Source organism: Ideonella sp. P3_A4 (genome assembly GCF_056403075.1).
Map to the genome: position 1 here is coordinate 1 of NZ_JBFUGE010000093.1, position 16,529 is coordinate 16,529.

The 16,529-nt window shown below is 68.7% G+C and carries 9 protein-coding genes; 6 read left to right on the forward strand and 3 right to left on the reverse strand.

What is annotated here, in order from left to right:
* The 3 genes from AC1DYI_RS11495 to cysQ form a co-directional block, all read right to left on the reverse strand.
* The coding region (locus tag AC1DYI_RS11495; protein WP_477204244.1) for a capsular polysaccharide export protein, LipB/KpsS family at window positions 1–645 on the reverse strand (645 nt) is incomplete at its 3' end.
* A gap of 85 nt (window positions 646–730) precedes the next feature.
* Complete coding sequence (locus AC1DYI_RS11500; protein ID WP_477204245.1) at window positions 731–2,290, reverse strand: alkaline phosphatase D family protein; 1,560 nt, start codon at window positions 2,288–2,290, stop codon at window positions 731–733.
* Window positions 2,291–2,337: 47 nt separating this feature from the next.
* Window positions 2,338–3,108: a 3'(2'),5'-bisphosphate nucleotidase CysQ gene (gene cysQ / locus AC1DYI_RS11505; protein ID WP_477204246.1), complete on the reverse strand. Its 771-nt coding sequence runs from the start codon at window positions 3,106–3,108 to the stop codon at window positions 2,338–2,340.
* A gap of 1,091 nt (window positions 3,109–4,199) precedes the next feature.
* Here cysQ and cysD point away from each other — a divergent pair.
* The 6 genes from cysD to AC1DYI_RS11535 form a co-directional block, all read left to right on the forward strand.
* The gene (gene cysD / locus AC1DYI_RS11510; RefSeq protein WP_477204252.1) at window positions 4,200–5,099 is read left to right on the forward strand and encodes a sulfate adenylyltransferase subunit CysD; all 900 of its coding nucleotides are present in this window, start codon (window positions 4,200–4,202) and stop codon (window positions 5,097–5,099) included.
* Between the two features lie 49 nt (window positions 5,100–5,148).
* A complete protein-coding gene (gene cysN / locus AC1DYI_RS11515; protein WP_477204247.1) occupies window positions 5,149–7,050 on the forward strand; it encodes a sulfate adenylyltransferase subunit CysN in 1,902 nt (633 codons plus the stop codon).
* 148 nt (window positions 7,051–7,198) lie between these two features.
* A complete protein-coding gene (locus AC1DYI_RS11520) occupies window positions 7,199–9,079 on the forward strand; it encodes a DUF1800 domain-containing protein (protein WP_477204248.1) in 1,881 nt (626 codons plus the stop codon).
* Between the two features lie 38 nt (window positions 9,080–9,117).
* On the forward strand, window positions 9,118–10,653 hold the full coding sequence (locus AC1DYI_RS11525; protein ID WP_477204249.1) for a DUF1501 domain-containing protein: 1,536 nt from the start codon (window positions 9,118–9,120) through the stop codon (window positions 10,651–10,653).
* A gap of 416 nt (window positions 10,654–11,069) precedes the next feature.
* Window positions 11,070–13,964: a glycosyltransferase 61 family protein gene (locus AC1DYI_RS11530; RefSeq protein WP_477204250.1), complete on the forward strand. Its 2,895-nt coding sequence runs from the start codon at window positions 11,070–11,072 to the stop codon at window positions 13,962–13,964.
* The coding region (locus tag AC1DYI_RS11535; protein ID WP_477204251.1) for a glycosyltransferase family 61 protein at window positions 13,961–16,529 on the forward strand (2,569 nt) is incomplete at its 3' end. The genes AC1DYI_RS11530 and AC1DYI_RS11535, both read left to right, overlap by 4 nt.

Genomic DNA, 16,529 nt, shown 5'->3' on the forward strand with positions numbered 1-16,529 from the left:
CAATTGCACCCGCGCTGCTGCGCCGGGCGACAGCTGCGCAAAGTGACCACGCTTGCGGCCCGCCACCACATCGGGGTGGACCTTGAGCAGCACGCGCGCAGACGGATGCTCGTCGAGTGCGGCCTCGAGCATGCGCGTGAAGCTGGCCGGCGTCGCGCTGCCGTAGGCGATCGACGCGTCGCCGAAGGTCTGGTCGATCACCAGCACGTCGCCTTCGCGCACCAGGCCGGGCGCCTCGCGCGCCTGGTTGTACTTGGACACCCGGGCTTCGCGCCAACGTGCGGCCAACGCCAGCGCGCGATCTTGCTGCGACTCGGTCAGCGGCTGAGCCACCAACTGCTCCAGCCGCGACGGCCCACCCGCGTCGTAGTAGATGCCGACCGGGTCGATGACGACCGACAGCGGTGGTTCATCCGCACCGAGCCCGACCGAACGCAGAAAGCCGTCTTCGAGCCGGATCAACGGCAGCCGCTGCTCATGGGCCCAGGCCTCGGCGCGCTTGGCGCTGGGCTTGCGGCCCCAGGCCAGCACCCCGTCGGGACGCACCTGAGTGACCCGGCGCGGACCGATCAGCGACAGCTCGGGCAGCAGTGCCGGCAGGGTGCGCTGGCGCGCCAGCAGGCCCGGCCCATGAACCACTGCCACGCGCCAGCCCGCCAGCGGCTGGTCGCGCGCTGGCGAAGGCTCGGCGAGGGGATCGGGGCAGGGGCTGGGCGGGGGCGCTGACGGCCTACCGGAAGAGCTCAAGTTTCATGTCCGCGGGATTTCCGTCGGCAGCATAGCCTTGCTTCAGCTGGCCATCGGCGTCCATCACGCGGATCGAGACCGAGTTGCTGGTCACGTCGACCTTCAGAAAACCCGGGCCGTCAGTACCGGGCAGCGGGAACGGCGGTTGGCCCAGCAGCGCGACTCGCTTCTTCGAATAGTCCATGCCCAGGCAGGCCACCGGGTCGTGCTGCAGGTTCGGTTCGACAAAGCCACCGAGCTTCCAGGTGCCCGGCGCGCTGACCAGCAGCCGGCTGTCCGCCGGGTCGAGTCGGCAGTAGGTGTCGACCCAGGTCGACGGCATGTTGGCATGGGGCGCCGACACCTCCGGCAAGCCGGCAATGAGGCCGTCGTCGACGGCGCCGCCCGAGTGGATATCGGCGCTCAACACGATGACGTTGGCGATCTGGTGCTCCTGGATAAAGTTGAGCAGTTCGGCCCGCTCGGACGGGAACGCGCCCCAGGCGTCCCAGGGCTTGGTCGTCGGGTTGAAGGTGATCGGCGAGACGATGAACTTCCACACCGCCGTCGAACGCGACAGGCCATCGAGCAGCCATTGCTTCTGGCATTCGCCAAGCAATCGGCCGGTGGCTGGGTCGCGGTTGCTGCGCGCGTCGAGCAAGAAGAAGCTGGCCAGGTTGCCATGGCTGAAGCTTTGCCAGTCGCCGGTCTCGCCGCAGAGCTGGTCTTCGCGCAGGCCGTTGTCGGCCGCCGGCAAAAAGTAGTCGCGGTAGACCGCACGGGCCAGGTCGCCGAACGGGCAATGCGAATCCGCCCCGTTCATGCAGAAGTCGTGATCGTCCCAGGCGTAGTACAGCGGGATCTGCAACTGCTGCGCGGTCTTCGAGGTGACGAAGGACTTGACGAAGTCAGCGCCGAGCGGCTGGGCCGGATCGCGCATCAGGCGACGCATCTGGCGCAGGTTGGTGAGCACCGTGTCGGCCTGTTCGATCGGGTAATAGTCTTGTGTGTTCGGCAGCCGGGCCGGGTCGGAGTGGTCCAGGTCGCCGACGATGAGCACGAAGTTGGGCCGCGGCGTGGCTGCCGTGCGCAGTGCCTTGCTGGAACGCTGGCGGGTCATGAAGTCGCCCAGCACGCTGAAGCTGAGCGAAGTCGGCAGCTTGACCGGCGTGCGGAAGTACGACGGCGCATTGCGGCTGACCTCACCGAGCGCGTCGGTGAACTGCAGCGTGTAGCTGTAGGTGGTGTTGGCCTTCAGCCCGGGCAGCGCGAAGCGGCCGGTGAAGTCGTGGACTTCGGAGATCTCGACGTCAGGGCCATCGACCGACGCCCCGGCGCCGGTGGACTTGTAGGTGACATGGGCGGTGCCAGGCCCGCTCCAACGCGCCCACACGGCGGCACTGTCGGTGGTGACAGCGCCCACCATCGGGCCATGGCTGGGCAACCCAGCCTGGGCCAGGGCGGCGGCCCCGGCGGTGAGCAGACAAACACCAGTCAGCGCCGAGGCAAGCCAGCGGCGCAACCCACGCGGAGCAGGCTCCGCACCTTCGGACCATCTTGACATGGCCACCCCCCGTCCATCTTCTTCGGGCCCGCCGGCCCGGCCTTGTATCAGGCCAAGCCGCTGGCTGCGAAATGCGGATTGTCGAAACCCGGCTTACCGTAGCGCAAATCGGCGCCGTCGGCCACCACAGTGACCCTGCCGCCTGCGGCACGCAGCACGGCATCGCCCGCGGCGATGTCCCATTCCATCGTCCGGCCCAGGCGCGGGTACAGATCGGCCTCGCCGGCGGCCACCAGGCACAGCTTCAGCGACGAGCCGGCGTTGGTGCGCGAGGCGACCTTGCGGCCACCCAGGAAGGCGTCGAGCGCGGTTTCGTCGCCATGCGAACGGCTGGCAACCACGGTCAGGCCTTCGGCCGGCACCGCACGGCACTGGATCGCGCGCTTGCCGTCCTTGTCTTCAACCCAGGCTCCGGCACCGGCGGCGCCGGTGAACATGCGGCCGATCGCCGGCGCGTAGACCAAGCCCAGCACCGGCTTGCCGTGCTCGATCAGCGCGATGTTGACGGTGAACTCGCCGTTGCGGCTGATGAATTCCTTGGTCCCGTCGAGCGGGTCGACCAGAAAGAAGCGGTCGCTCACATCCGGAATGTTGCCGGCAGAAACAGCCTCTTCGGCCACGACCGGGATCCCCGGTGCGATCTTGGCGAGGCCGGCCAGGATCACGGCTTCAGCCTTCTGGTCGGCTTGCGTGACCGGCGACTCGTCACCCTTCTTGGTCACATCGAAGTCGGTCGCATAAATGTCCATGATCACCTGGCCGGCATCCCGCATCAGCGGGGTCAGTTGCTCGAGCAGGGCAGCAGCAGAGGTGTTCATAAGTCACATATACAAATGAGGGATTCGTTATTGTGCCCGGCGCGTGCCACAATCCAATCCCCTAAAACATTTTCTGACCGTGATTCGTGACATCACCCACCCCGGACATCGCTGCGCTGAACGCGCGCCGTCGGCGTGCGGTGGAGTTGCGTGTCGACGGGCGCAGCCTGAGCGAGATCCAGCAGGAGACCGGGCTGAGCGTGCCGACGATCATCCAGGCCTACCGCGCGTTCGAGGCGGGTGGCTGGACGGCGATTGCGGTTGGGGCACGCGGCCGGCCCAAGGGCGACGGCCGGGTGCTGAGCGTCGAGCAGGAGCAGTCGCTGCGTTTGGCCGCGCTGACCGATCTGCCGGAGCGGCACGGTTTGCCGCCTGCGCTGTGGACGGGGTTGTCGCTACGCACCGTGGCTTCCCGCCATTTCGGCGTCACGCTGGAGCCGCGCGCGGTGTCGCGCCTGCTGCAGCGCTGGGGTTTGGCACTGGTTTCGCTACGGGAGGCCAAAGCCGCCCGCTCAACCACAGAAGCCGACTGGCTGGCGCAGACGTGGCCAGCGGCGGTCGAACAAGCGCGCGCCGAAGGCTTGCAGCTGGCCTGGGCCGGCAGCCTGGCCCATCCCGATCGGCCAACGCCGGGTGGTGTGCTGGTCGCCAGCCGGCCGCGCGGCAGCCTGGCCTGGTTGCCGGTGCCCGGCACGCTGGCCTCGGCCGACGTCTATCTCGATTTCCTGGCCCGGCTGCTGCGCAGTGCGGCTGGCCCGTGGCGGGTGTATCTGCACGGGCCGGACTTTCGCCGTGTGCCCAAGGTTCAGCAATGGCTGACCGCGCATCCGCGCTTGCAACTGTTGCCCGGGCCGTTGGCGCCGCGCGTTCGGCAGGCTCCCGAACCGGCCTCACCAGCCACGCCGCTGCCACCGGCGCCCGCCGTGCCCGCCCGTACGCCGGTCGCCGCCGCGCCCACTTCCATCACGTTTTCGCCGCTGGCCAACGCCGGTGCAGCGAACCCCGCTGCGATCATCGCGGCGCCGCCCGAAGCCCGGCCCCGCGCCGCCTCGATTTCCTTCCCTTCCCTGCCTGAAACAACGGACACCCCCATGAACCTGACCCACTTGCAGCGGCTGGAGGCCGAAAGCATTCACATCATGCGCGAGGTCGTCGCCGAGGCCGACAACCCGGTGATGCTGTATTCGATCGGCAAAGACTCGGCGGTGATGCTGCACCTGGCCAAGAAGGCCTTCTTCCCGTCGCCCCCGCCCTTCCCGCTGCTGCACGTGGACACCACGTGGAAGTTCCGCGCGATGTACGAGATGCGCGACCGCATGGCCAAGGAATTGGGCATGGAACTGCTGGTGCACCACAACCCGGAAGCGCAGGAACTGGGCATCAACCCGTTCACGCACGGTTCGCAGATCCACACCGACATGTGGAAGACGCAAGGCCTGAAGCAGGCGCTGGACAAGTACGGCTTCGACGCCGCCTTCGGTGGCGCTCGCCGCGACGAAGAAAAGAGCCGCGCCAAGGAACGCATCTTCAGCTTCCGCTCGGCGCAGCACCGCTGGGACCCGAAGAACCAGCGCCCTGAACTCTGGCGCCTGTACAACGGCCGCAAGCAAAAGGGCGAGTCGATCCGCGTGTTCCCGATCTCGAACTGGACCGAGCTCGACATCTGGCAATACATCTACCTGGAAAACGTGCCCATCGTGCCGCTGTACTTCGCAGCCGAGCGTCCGGTCGTTGACCGCGACGGCACGCTGATCATGGTCGACGACGACCGCATGCCGCTGCGCGAAGGCGAAGTGCCGATGATGAAGAACGTTCGCTTCCGCACGCTGGGCTGCTACCCGCTGTCGGGCGCCGTGGAATCGACTGCCGACACGCTGCCGGCCATCATCCAGGAAATGCTGCTGACCAAGACGTCGGAGCGCCAGGGCCGCATGATCGACCACGATGCCGCCGCCTCAATGGAGAAGAAAAAGCAGGAGGGCTACTTCTAAGCCCGCCGCCTTCATCTCCATTCACACAACACAGCTATTGAGGTAAGTCATGGCCCACCAATCGGACCTGATCGCAGTCGACATTGAAAAGTACCTGAAGCAGCACGAGAAGAAGAGCCTGCTGCGTTTCATCACCTGCGGCTCCGTCGACGACGGCAAGTCGACCGTCATCGGCCGCCTGCTGTACGAATCGAAGATGCTCTTCGAAGACCAGCTGGCCGCCATCGAGAACGACTCGAAGAAGTGGGGCACCCAAGGCGGTGACATCGACTTCGCACTGCTGGTCGACGGCTTGGCCGCCGAGCGCGAGCAGGGCATCACSATYGACGTSGCCTACCGCTTCTTCTCGACCGACAAGCGCAAGTTCATCGTTGCCGACACCCCGGGCCACGAGCAGTACACGCGCAACATGATCACCGGCGCCTCGACCGCCGACGTGGCCGTGGTCCTGATCGACGCGCGCAAGGGCGTGCTGACGCAGACCCGCCGCCACAGCTACCTGGTGAGCCTGATCGGCGTGCGCAAGGTCGTGCTGGCCATCAACAAGATGGACCTGGTCGACTACTCCGAGAAGGTCTTCAACCAGATCAACGAGGAATACCTCGAGTTCGCCAAGCAGATCGGCCTGAACGACGTCACCAGCATCCCCTTGTCGGGCCTGAAGGGCGACAACATGCTGGTGGCCAGCGAGAAGACGCCCTGGTACCACGGCCCGACGCTGATGGGCTTCCTGGAAACCTGCGAAGTCGACGAATCCCGCCTGCAGAAGGAAGCCTTCCGCATGCCGGTGCAGTGGGTCAACCGCCCGAACCTCGACTTCCGCGGTTTCTGCGGCGTCATCACCGCCGGCATGATCAAGCCGGGCGACCGCATCCGTGCCCAGCCCTCGGGCCGCGAGAGCAAGGTCGCGCGCATCGTCACCCTCAACGGCGACCTGCCGCTGGCCGTGGCCGGCCAGTCGATCACCCTCACGCTGGAAGACGAGATCGACATCTCGCGCGGCGACGTGATCTCGGGCGTCGACTCGCCGGCCGAAGTGGCCGACCAGTTCGAAGCCGCACTGGTCTGGATGCATGACGAGCCGATGATGCCGGGCCGTTCGTTCCTGATGAAGATCGGCACGCAGACCGTGACCGCCTCGATCACCGAGCCGAAGTACAAGGTCAACGTCAACACGATGGAGCACCTGGCCGCCAAGCAGCTGGGCCTGAACGAAATCGGTGTCGTCAACCTGGCGCTGGACCGCCCGATCGCGTTCGATCCGTACACGGTCAACCGCGACACCGGTGGCTTCATCCTGATCAACCGCCTGACCAACAACACGGTCGGCGCGGGCATGCTGCACTTCGCGCTGCGCCGCTCGCACAACATCCACATGCAGCATGTGGACGTGGACAAGATCGCCCGCGCCAAGGCCAAGGGCCAGCGTCCTGGCGTGCTGTGGTTCACCGGCCTGTCCGGTGCCGGCAAGTCGACGATCGCGAACCTGGTCGAGAAGAAGCTGCACGCGATGGGCCGCCACACCTATCTGCTGGACGGCGACAACATCCGCCACGGCCTGAACAAGGACCTGGGCTTCACCGAAGCCGACCGGGTGGAGAACATCCGCCGCGTCTCGGAAGTGGCGCGCCTGATGGTCGACTCCGGCCTGATCGTGCTGACCGCCTTCATCTCGCCGTTCCGTTCGGAACGGGCGATGGCGCGCGGCCTGCTGGGTGTCGGCGAGTTCGTCGAGATCCACGTCGACACGCCGCTGAATGTGGCCGAAGACCGTGACGTGAAGGGCCTGTACAAGAAGGCCCGCCGCGGCGAGATCGCCAACTTCACCGGCATCTCGAGCCCCTACGAGGCGCCGGAGCTGCCGGAGTTGCGTTTGGATACGACTTCGGTCAATGCCGAACAGGCGGCCGACCAGGTCATCGCCCGCATCCGCGAGCTGGGCATGATCTGACGGTAAACGGCAGGTAAAGAAGGGCCAACTCGGCCCTTGCGGTAGCAGTTTGGCACGCCCCCCGGCTTAACCAGCCTCGGGGCCGGCCGATATCTCGCAACAGAAGGGTGCATTCCTGCACCTTTTTGTTTGTCAAGTCGAGATACGCATGCCCGCATCCTTCGCCCTGGTCCTGCCCCGGCGCACCCAAATTGCTGCTCTGCTCGCTTCCCTGTGCCTCGCCGCGTGCGGCGGCGGCGGGAGTGGCGAGGAAACGACGACCGCCGAGACCGCCCAAAGCGGTGAGACCGGACAAACCAGCCAATCTGGTCAGACCGGCAACAGCGGTGGCACCCAGGCCGGCACGGACGGCACCCAAGCCGGCACCGAGACCGCCCAAGGCGTCAACCTGCCCGCCGGCACGACCCGCGCCGATGCCTTCCGCCTGCTGACGCAAGCCAGCTTCGGCCCGACCGAGGCCGAGGTGACCCGCACGATGACGCTCGGCGCCTCCGGCTGGGTCGACGAGCAATTGGCCAAGCCGGCCAAGGCCGTGCACCTGACCCGCTGGAACACCGACGACGCGGCCGCGAAAGTGAAAGATCCGAAGGCCACCGCCGGTGCACCGAGCGTGGTCTCGTCGTTCTACCAACAGGCATTGCAGGCCGACGACCAACTGCGCCAGCGCGCGGTGTTCGCACTGTCGGAAATCTTCGTCGTCTCGACCTACGACCTGGCCAGCGAGCGCGGCCAGGCCGTGGCCTCTTACAACGACATGCTCGGCCGCAACGCGTTCGGCAACTTCCGCACGCTGCTGCAAGACGTGGCGATGCACCCGGCGATGGGCCTGTACCTGTCGCACCTGAAGAACCGCAAGGAAGACCTGCTGCTGGGCCGCGTGCCGGACCAGAACTTCGCCCGCGAAATCATGCAGCTGTTCACCATCGGTCTGATGCAGCTGAACGCCGATGGCACGCCCAAGAAGGACGGCAACGGCGCACTGCTCGACACCTACGGCTCCGGCGACATCGAAGGCCTGTCCTCCGTCTTCACCGGTTTCTCGTGGGGCGGCCCGGACCAGCTGAACAGCCGCTTCGCCGGCTCGACGCAAGACCCGCTGCGCCTGGTGATCCCGATGCAGGGCTACCCGCAGTACCACTCGATGCTGCCCAAGAGCTTCCTCGGCACCACGGTGGCGGCACAAGGCGTGGCCGACCCGTCGGCCAGCCTGAAGGCGGCGCTGGACACGCTGTTCGTGCACCCGAACGTCGGCCCGTTCATCAGCCGCCAACTGATCCAGCGCCTGGTCACCAGCGCCCCCAGCCCGGCCTACGTGGCCCGCGTGGCGGCGGTGTTCAACAACAACGGCTCCGGCGTTCGCGGCGACATGAAGGCCGTGTTCCGCACGATCCTGCTCGACAACGAAGCCCGCTCGGCCACGCTGGCCGCCGGCTCGCAGTACGGCAAGGTCAAAGAGCCGGTGCTGCGCCTGACCGCGTTCCTGCGCGCCTTCGGCGCCAAGAGCGACAACGGCAAGGTGTTGATGAACTTCACCGACGACCCGGGCCTGCAACTGGCGCAAACGCCGCTGCGTTCACCCAGCGTCTTCAACTTCTACCGCCCCGGCTACATCCCGTCGGGTGGCGAAGCGGCCTCGCTCGGCATGACGCTGCCCGAGATGCAGATCACCGACGAATCCAGCGTGGCCGGCTACGCCAACTACATGATCACCGCGGTCAAGTCCGGCGTTGGCCCGCGTGGCCTCGACGGCAAGGCCGCACGGGCCGATCTGCAGCTGAACTACACCGCGCTGCAACCGCTGGCGCTGGACCCGGCCGGTCTGGTCGACAAGGTCAACCTGCGCTACTTCGGCGAACCGGCCAACAGCGCGCTGCGCACCGAGCTGATCAACGCCGTGACCTCGATCACCGTGCCGGTGCTGAAGCCGGACGGCAGCAACAAGGCACTGGTCGACAAGGCCAAGACCAATCGCGTCTGGACCGCCGTGGCGATGCCGCTGGTGACTCCCGAATTCATCGTCCAGAAGTGACGATCTCCGACCGCACGACCCTGACCAGCCCGACCGCCATGACCCGTCCGCTCTCGAATCCCACCCGTCGTGAACTGCTGCGCCGCGGCGTCGCCCTTGGCCTGAGCCAGCCGGCACTGTCCGGCCTCGGCGGCCTGGGCCTCAGCCTAGCCGCGATGGGCCCAGCCGCTGCCGCCAGCACCGGCGGCTACAAGGCCCTGGTCTGCATCTTCCTGACCGGCGGCAACGACGCCTACAACACGCTGCTGGCCACCGACAGCGGCTCCTGGGCTGCCTACAACGCGGCCCGCGAAACCAGCTCGGAAGGCATCGCGCTGGCAGCCCCCGGCACGCCACCGCAGCAAAGCGGCTCGCTGCATGCCCGTCTCGGCGGCGTGCTGCCGATCAGCCCGATCAATGCGCAAGGCCGCACGTTGGCCCTGCACCCGACGCTGGGCGCCGTGCGCAACCTGTTTGCCTCGCAACGCCTGGCCTGCATCAGCAACGTCGGCCCCCTGTGCGGCCCGACGACCAAGACCGCCTTCCTCGCGGGCACCGCGCCGAAGCCGCCCAAGCTGTTCTCGCACAACGACCAGCAGTCGGTCTGGCAATCGTTCTCGGCCGAAGGCACCACGCGCGGCTGGGGCGGCCTGATGGCCGACCGCGTGCTGTCGGCCAACGCCAAGTCGATGTTCACGTCGGTCAGCGTCAGCGGCAATGCGGTCTGGCTGTCTGGCCAAGGCTCGCGGCCCTACCAGCTGGCGCCCACCGGTTCCATCCACATCGGTGGCGTCGACGGCACGGTCTATGGCTCGGCAGCCGTCCAGCAGCGCATGGTTGCGCTGATGCGCGGGGCCCGCAACAACAGTGTCGCCGAGCGCGAACACGCCAGCGTCGTCGGCCGTTCGGTCGACGCCGATCTGCTGCTGTCGGGCGCCCTGCCCGGTGCCGGCGCCGGCCCTTGGGGCACCGGTGGTCTGGGCGAAGGCCAACTGGACCCGAAGCTGCAGTTCCTCGATCCCGAAACCAACACGCTGATGCCCAACCCGCTGGCGGCGCAGTTGCAGGCCGTGGCCCGCATGGTCGCCGGCCGCAGCACGCTGGGCATGGCGCGCCAGGTCTTCTTCGTCACGCTGAGCGGCTTCGACACGCACGACCTGCAGCCGTCGCGCCACACCCGCCTGATGGCGCAGCTGGCGCATGGCCTGAGCTACTTCGACAACGTGACGACCGCGATGGGCGTCGACGATTTCGTCACCACCTTCACCGCCAGCGACTTCGGCCGCACGCTCGCCGCCAACGGCGACGGCTCGGACCACGGCTGGGGCGGCCACCACTTCGTGATGGGCGGCGCCGTCAAGGGCGGCGACATCTATGGCAAGCTGCCGGCCTACGGCCTGTCCGACGGCAAGGGCGGCTTCAACAGCGCCGACCAGGTGCAAGGCGGCGCGTTGCTGCCGACCACCAGCGTCGAGGCCTACGCCGCCACGCTGGGCAAGTGGTTCGGTCTGACCGACAGCGAGTTGCTGGCCGTGCTGCCAGGCCTGGCTGGCTGGAACTACAGCCAGCGCAACCTGGGCTTCATGGCCGCTTGAGGTCACGCTGACAGCGCCGACGGCCAGTTGCCGCGGCGCTCAGCGCACCGCTGCGATCCGTTGACGCCAGTACATAACTGGTTACGCCAACGACGATCGGTTCGAAAGCCGAATGGCCGGATCCAGCCAGGCGTCGCCTCCGGCCGCGACGTCACCACATCGCCCACAACCTACAGGCCGTTGGTCACGGCGACGTGCACCAGGTCTTGATGCGGCGTGCCGCCGCCTGCGGCAGGCGCAATCCGTGACTTGGTAGAGCGTCTTCCCGCGAAGTCCGCCGCGTCGCAATTCGATATTGCACAAATCGCCGGCACGCGGGACGCCGACAGCCGGCGGCTTGACCGACGGCGCGAATGGCGGATTGAGCGGCCAGGCATGCGACATCCAGTAACGCCGCCTGTGGTGTACTTCGAATCGTGCCCGCCGAACCGACCCCGCCACTGCCACTTGAGCCGCTGACTGCAACGCCGCCTGCCGGCCTGTGGGCGCACTGGCAAACCTTGTCCAACACGCTCGGCCGGCCGCTGCCGGGCGGTACGGCGCTGGCCGACAAGCTGAGCCGGCCCGACGCCCCTGCGGCCGCCTGGGCGCGCCTGGCGCACGCGGTGCAATCCGAGTGGCTGAAGACGCTGGACGAACCGCCGGCGGCGCTGCAGGACGCCTTCATCGACACCATCGCGCTCGCCTGGCACGGGCTGGACGACCTGGACCGCCTCGCCACCGGGCTGGCGCCGGCATGGATACGCAGCCTGGGCGCACGTGGCCGCCATTCGGAGCTGACCGCGGCTGCAGCCGCCATCGGTGCACTGGCAGCCGAAGACGAGGCCGAACAAGCACTCGCCGCCCTGCTGCGCCAGCTGCGCCAACACCGGCAGTGGCCGGCACTGCAGGCCCTGCTCGAGCAGCTGCGCCCCGCCTGGCAACCCGACCGCGCCTGGGCTGCGCCACTGCTCGCCGCCGTGCTCGCGCTGGCCCGCGAGGCCGAAGGCTTCGACCGCCTGTGCGAGGCCGCCGCCTGGCTGCCGGCCTTGCTCGATGCGGCGGAAGCCAACCCTCATTCCGACGCGCAAAGCTGGCGCGAGCTGGGCCGGCTGGCGCAGCGCACGCTGCAGGTGCCGGCGATGCAGCGCGTGGCGGCCGCACTGTTGAAGCAGGATCCGCTGGACGCCGAGCTCGAACCACTGGTCGTGTCGTGGCTGGGCTTGCTGGCACAGCTGGCGCCCGACGCGACAACGCGCGCGCTGCTGGAGCAAGGGGCCGTGCGCTGGCCGCGCCAGCCCGGTGTGCAGCAGGGCCGTGCACGCATCGCCCACGCCGAAGGCGCCGAGCTTGCCGCGCTGGACGCCTTGCTCGAACCCATCGATCCCGCACTGCCCGGCTGGGCGATGGCGATGAGCTGGCTCGCCGGCATCCGCTTCCACGGCGGTGATGAGCCCGGTGCCCTGGCGATCTACCGCCAGCTCGACGAGCGCCGCCAGCTGACCCCGCAAGACCGCATGCGCATGAGCCACCTGCTCTCGCGTGACGAGGACAGCATCGCGCTCGACGCGGCGAGCGACAGTGCTGCAGCGGCCGCCGAGGCGGCCTGGTCGCCCGATGAGACCGGGCCTTTTGCCGACGCGCTGGCCCCGTTGGCCGCACTGCTGCGCCAGCCGCCCAGCCACACCGCAGCGCTCGATGCCGCGGCGCTGGTCAGCGCCGGCGAGGCCGCCGTGGCCCATTGCCGCGCCGCGTTGCCACAAGCCGTGGGCGCCACGATGCAAGCCTGTTTGCAGCAGGCGCGTCAGCTGGCGCAATTCGAATCGGCGGCGTTTGCCAGCCACCGCCAGTGGCTCGCCGCCTTCCCGTTCGAACTCGGGCCCGCCTACGGCAGCGTCGATGCGCACCGTTGCCAGGCTTTGGGCGATGCCTTGCTGCAGCATGTGCTCGCCCTGGCCGACCATGCGCTCGATCGACCGCAGGCCCTGCAAGGCGGCCCTGCCGAAGCCAGCATGCGCCAGGTGCTCTATCTGGCCGAACTGCGCGTGCAGGCGCAGTGGACGCTGCGCCAAAACGCTGCCGCCACGCAGGGTGTGCAGGCGCTGCAGGAACGACTCGGCGCGATGGGACAGGCGCCGCTGGAAGAACTGCGCGTGCGTTGCCTGCTGACCGAAGGCCCGCTGGACCAGCTGGAGCAGGCGGCCGACGAGTTGCTGCCGCTGGCCGACTGGCCGGCCTGGCTGAGCGCCGAAGACCTGCACCCGCAGACGCTGGTCGACGATGCACCGCCGGAAGGCGTGTTCGAGTCGGTCCAGCCTGACGGCACGCTGCAACGCCATGCCCACCAGCCGGCGCCCACGGTGCTGAGCCTGCTGCACCACACCGACCTGCGGGTGCGCAACAGCCACCTGGCGATCGGCCCACGCGGCGGCATCCTGCGGCCCGGCCTGTGGCATTTGACGATGGGCGACTTTCCGTACGAGCACCGCCACGTGCGCCTGCGGGGCGGGCCGGGTGCCGCCGGCGCGCTGCTGCGCCCCGCACGCTGGCAACGGCTGGACACGCCGGTCGTCGTGCTGGCCAACATGGACGCGATCCACCACCGCAACTACTACCACTGGGTGCTGCTGATCCTCGCGCGGATCGAGGCCTTGCGCGCCCGTGGCCTGCTGGTGGGTGGCCGCAAGCTGCTGCTGCCGCGTGAACTCTCGGGCTGGATGCGCAGCTCGCTGGCAGCCATCGGCATCGCCGAGGAGCAGATGCTGCTCTACGGCAGCGACGACGACCTGCAGCTCAGCGACGCCGTGCTCGTCTCGCCGATAGACTTCGCCAGCCCGTCGCTGATCGAGGGCCTGCGGCAGACAATGTGGCGCCACGCCGGGCTCGACCCGGCCTCGCCACCAGATGCCACACGACTGCTCTACATTTCACGCCGAGGCGAAGGCCGCCGTCCGCTGGTCGAGGAGGTGCGCATCCAGCGTGCCGCCGAAGCGATGGGCTTCGAGGCGGTCGCCCCCGAGACGCTGACGCTGGCCGAGCAGGTGCGCCTGTTCGCCACCGCGCGCGGCATCGCCGGCCCCCCGGGGGCGGCCTACACCAACCTGATCTGGGCCCAGCCCGGCACCCGTGTGCTGTCGATATTCAAAGAGGAAGCCAATTTGCCGACCTTCATCGATCTGTCCATCATCCGCGGCCAATCGCACCGTTGGCTGCTGGGCCGCAACTTGGGCGGCTATGCGCTGATGTCCATCATCAACGCACCGTTCAGCGTCGACCTTGCATTGGCCGAGCGCGAGCTGGCCTGGGTGGCCGGCGGGAGTGAGCAGGCATGAGCAGTACCCAAGCAGTGGTGCCGGCGCTGGGCCGGCTGTGGTTCAGCAGCCTGATCGAGCAATGCGCCAAGGAAGGCGTGACGCTGCCCGGCCCCGAGAACCTGCACCAGAAATTCAACCAGCCCGATGTGCCGCCGGCCGCGCGCGGCAAGCTGGCCCAGGTGATGCACGTCGAGTGGGTCAAGGGCCGCGCTGATGTGCCGCCATGGCAGCTGCAGGCGTTGGTCGAGGCGATCGAAGCCTGGTGGCACCTGTTGCCCGAGGGCAGCACGCCGCTGAGCGCGGGCCTGGCGCCGGCCTGGGTGCGGGCGCAAGGCACCTTGGGCCACATCGAGCCGTTGGCAGATGCCGCGCTGCGCTGGTGCGAGCAGCTGGCAGCCCCCGAGCACGAGGCCGTCGCGCTGGGCCTGTTGCGCCAGCTGCGCCGCATCAAAGGCGAAGCCAGCATCATGCCCAGCCTCGCGCTGATCGACGCGCTGGGCCAACGCTGGCAGCCCGAGGCGAGCTGGACGCAAGAGGTGGTCGGCACGCTGGCCATGGTGGCCCGTGCCTCCGAAACGCTGCCGCCGCTGCAACGCGTGGCCGGCTGGCTGGACCGCCTGGCGCCGCACGCCGGCCGGCCCGATGCGCGCGGCTGGCAGGCCCCATTGACCGCGGCCGCGGTGCGCTGCGCCGCACTGCCGGTGCTGCGCCAACTGGCCGAGATCATGCTCGACGAAGAGGAGCCCGATCCGGCAGGCGGTTTCTCGCTGGCCGCCGCGCTGGAGGCACTGGGTGAGCTGGCGCCGAGCCCGTCGGTGCACGCGCTGGTTGCGCGGGCCGCCAAGGCCTGGCCCAAGCAGCCGACGATCCAGGCCGAGCATGCCAAGCTCAAGCGGGCCGAAGGCGCGACCGTGCAGCAACTGGCCCCGCCGCTGCTGGCATTGGAAGCCGCGCACCAGGCCACACCGGCCGCCTGGCAGTTGCTGGCCGAATACGCCTTCCATGACGGCGACATCGCGCTGGCCAAGGAGACCTACCAGCGCCTGGCCGAGCTGGGCCAGCTCGACGAACACTCGCAACTGCGGCTGGACCACCTGAGCCTGCACCAGTCCGGCGCGGCGGTTGCTGCCAGCGCTGCCGGCGCGCTGCCCGAAGTCGGCACCGCCGAGCTGGACCCGGAGCAACTGGGCCCCTTGGCCGAGCCGATGGCCGCCCTCGGCCTGGTGCTGGCCAACGCGCCACGCCATGACAGCCCCGTCAGCCTGGCCGACACCGAGGCGCGCTGCCAGCAGACGCTGGCATCGTTCGAACGTATGCTGCCGGCGCTCGACGAGCTCACGCTGGCCGACATCCGCCGGGCCGTGGGCCACCTGTGGGCGCTGGCCAACAGCGGTGCGCTGGACCTGGCGCATTGGGAAGGTGTGTTCCCGTTCGAGATCGGCCCGGCGTTCGGCACGCTCGACGGCCACCGCTGCCGAGCCCAATGCCTGTGCGTKTTGCAACACATGGTCGCGCTGTGCCGCCACGCGCTGCGGCGTGAACGCCCGCTGCTCGGCGCCCCGGGCGCCGCGGGCCTGGCGATGCTGCTCGACCTGCTGCGCCAGCAGCTCGACGCGCAGTTGGCGATGAAGCAGGCCGACCAGGCCGTGGCCGACCTGGAAGACGCGGCCGCCAGGCTCGGCGGCCTGGGCCACACCGCGCTGGCCGCGTTGCGCGAACAGGCGTTGCTGGCCGCCGGCCGCGTCGACACGCTGCGCGCCGAGCTCGAAGCCGCGCACGCCGGCACCGGCGCCCCGCGCGGCCCCGAGACCTGGCCGCTGCGCGAATGGGACGACTGGCTGCACGCCGAGGGTGTCACCGCCCATGCGCTGCTCCACGACGAACCGCTGGTCGGCCAGTTCGACGTGGTCGACGTCACCGGCCGCGTGCGCAGCCACGCGCACGAGATGGTCGGCACCACACTGAGCCTGGCCCGCGTGACCGACCTGCGCGTGCGCAACGTACACCTGCTGATCGGCACCCAGGGCGGCGTGCTGAAGCCGCACCCCTGGCACCTGCAGATGGGCGAGTTCCCGTACCCGCACCCGAATGTGTTGGCTCGTGGTGCCGGCGGCACCGTGCTGCGCAGCGCCGGGCTGTGGAAGCGGCTGGACGAGCCGCTGGTCGTGCTGGCCAACATGGACGCGCCGTTCCACCGCAACTACTACCACTGGATGGTGCTGACGCTGGCGCGCATCCAGGCGCTGTTGTCGCGCGGCATCTTGAAGACGCGCAAGCTGCTGCTGCCGCGTGAACTGACCGGCTGGATGCTCAGCTCGCTGCACGACATCGGCCTGGATGAAACCCGCGTGCGCTGGTATTCGGCCGACGACGACCTGCGGCTGACCGACGCGGTCATCGCGTCGCCGTCGGAGTTCGCCAGCGCCACGATGGTCGAGGGCCTGCGCCGCACGCTGACCCAGGCCGCCGGGCTGGACCCGGATGTCGAAGCGCCCGGCGAGCGGCTGATCTACCTGGCCCGCCGCGGCGAAACGCGTCGCCCGATGGTCGAGGCCGAGCAGGTCATCAACATCGCTGAAGAAC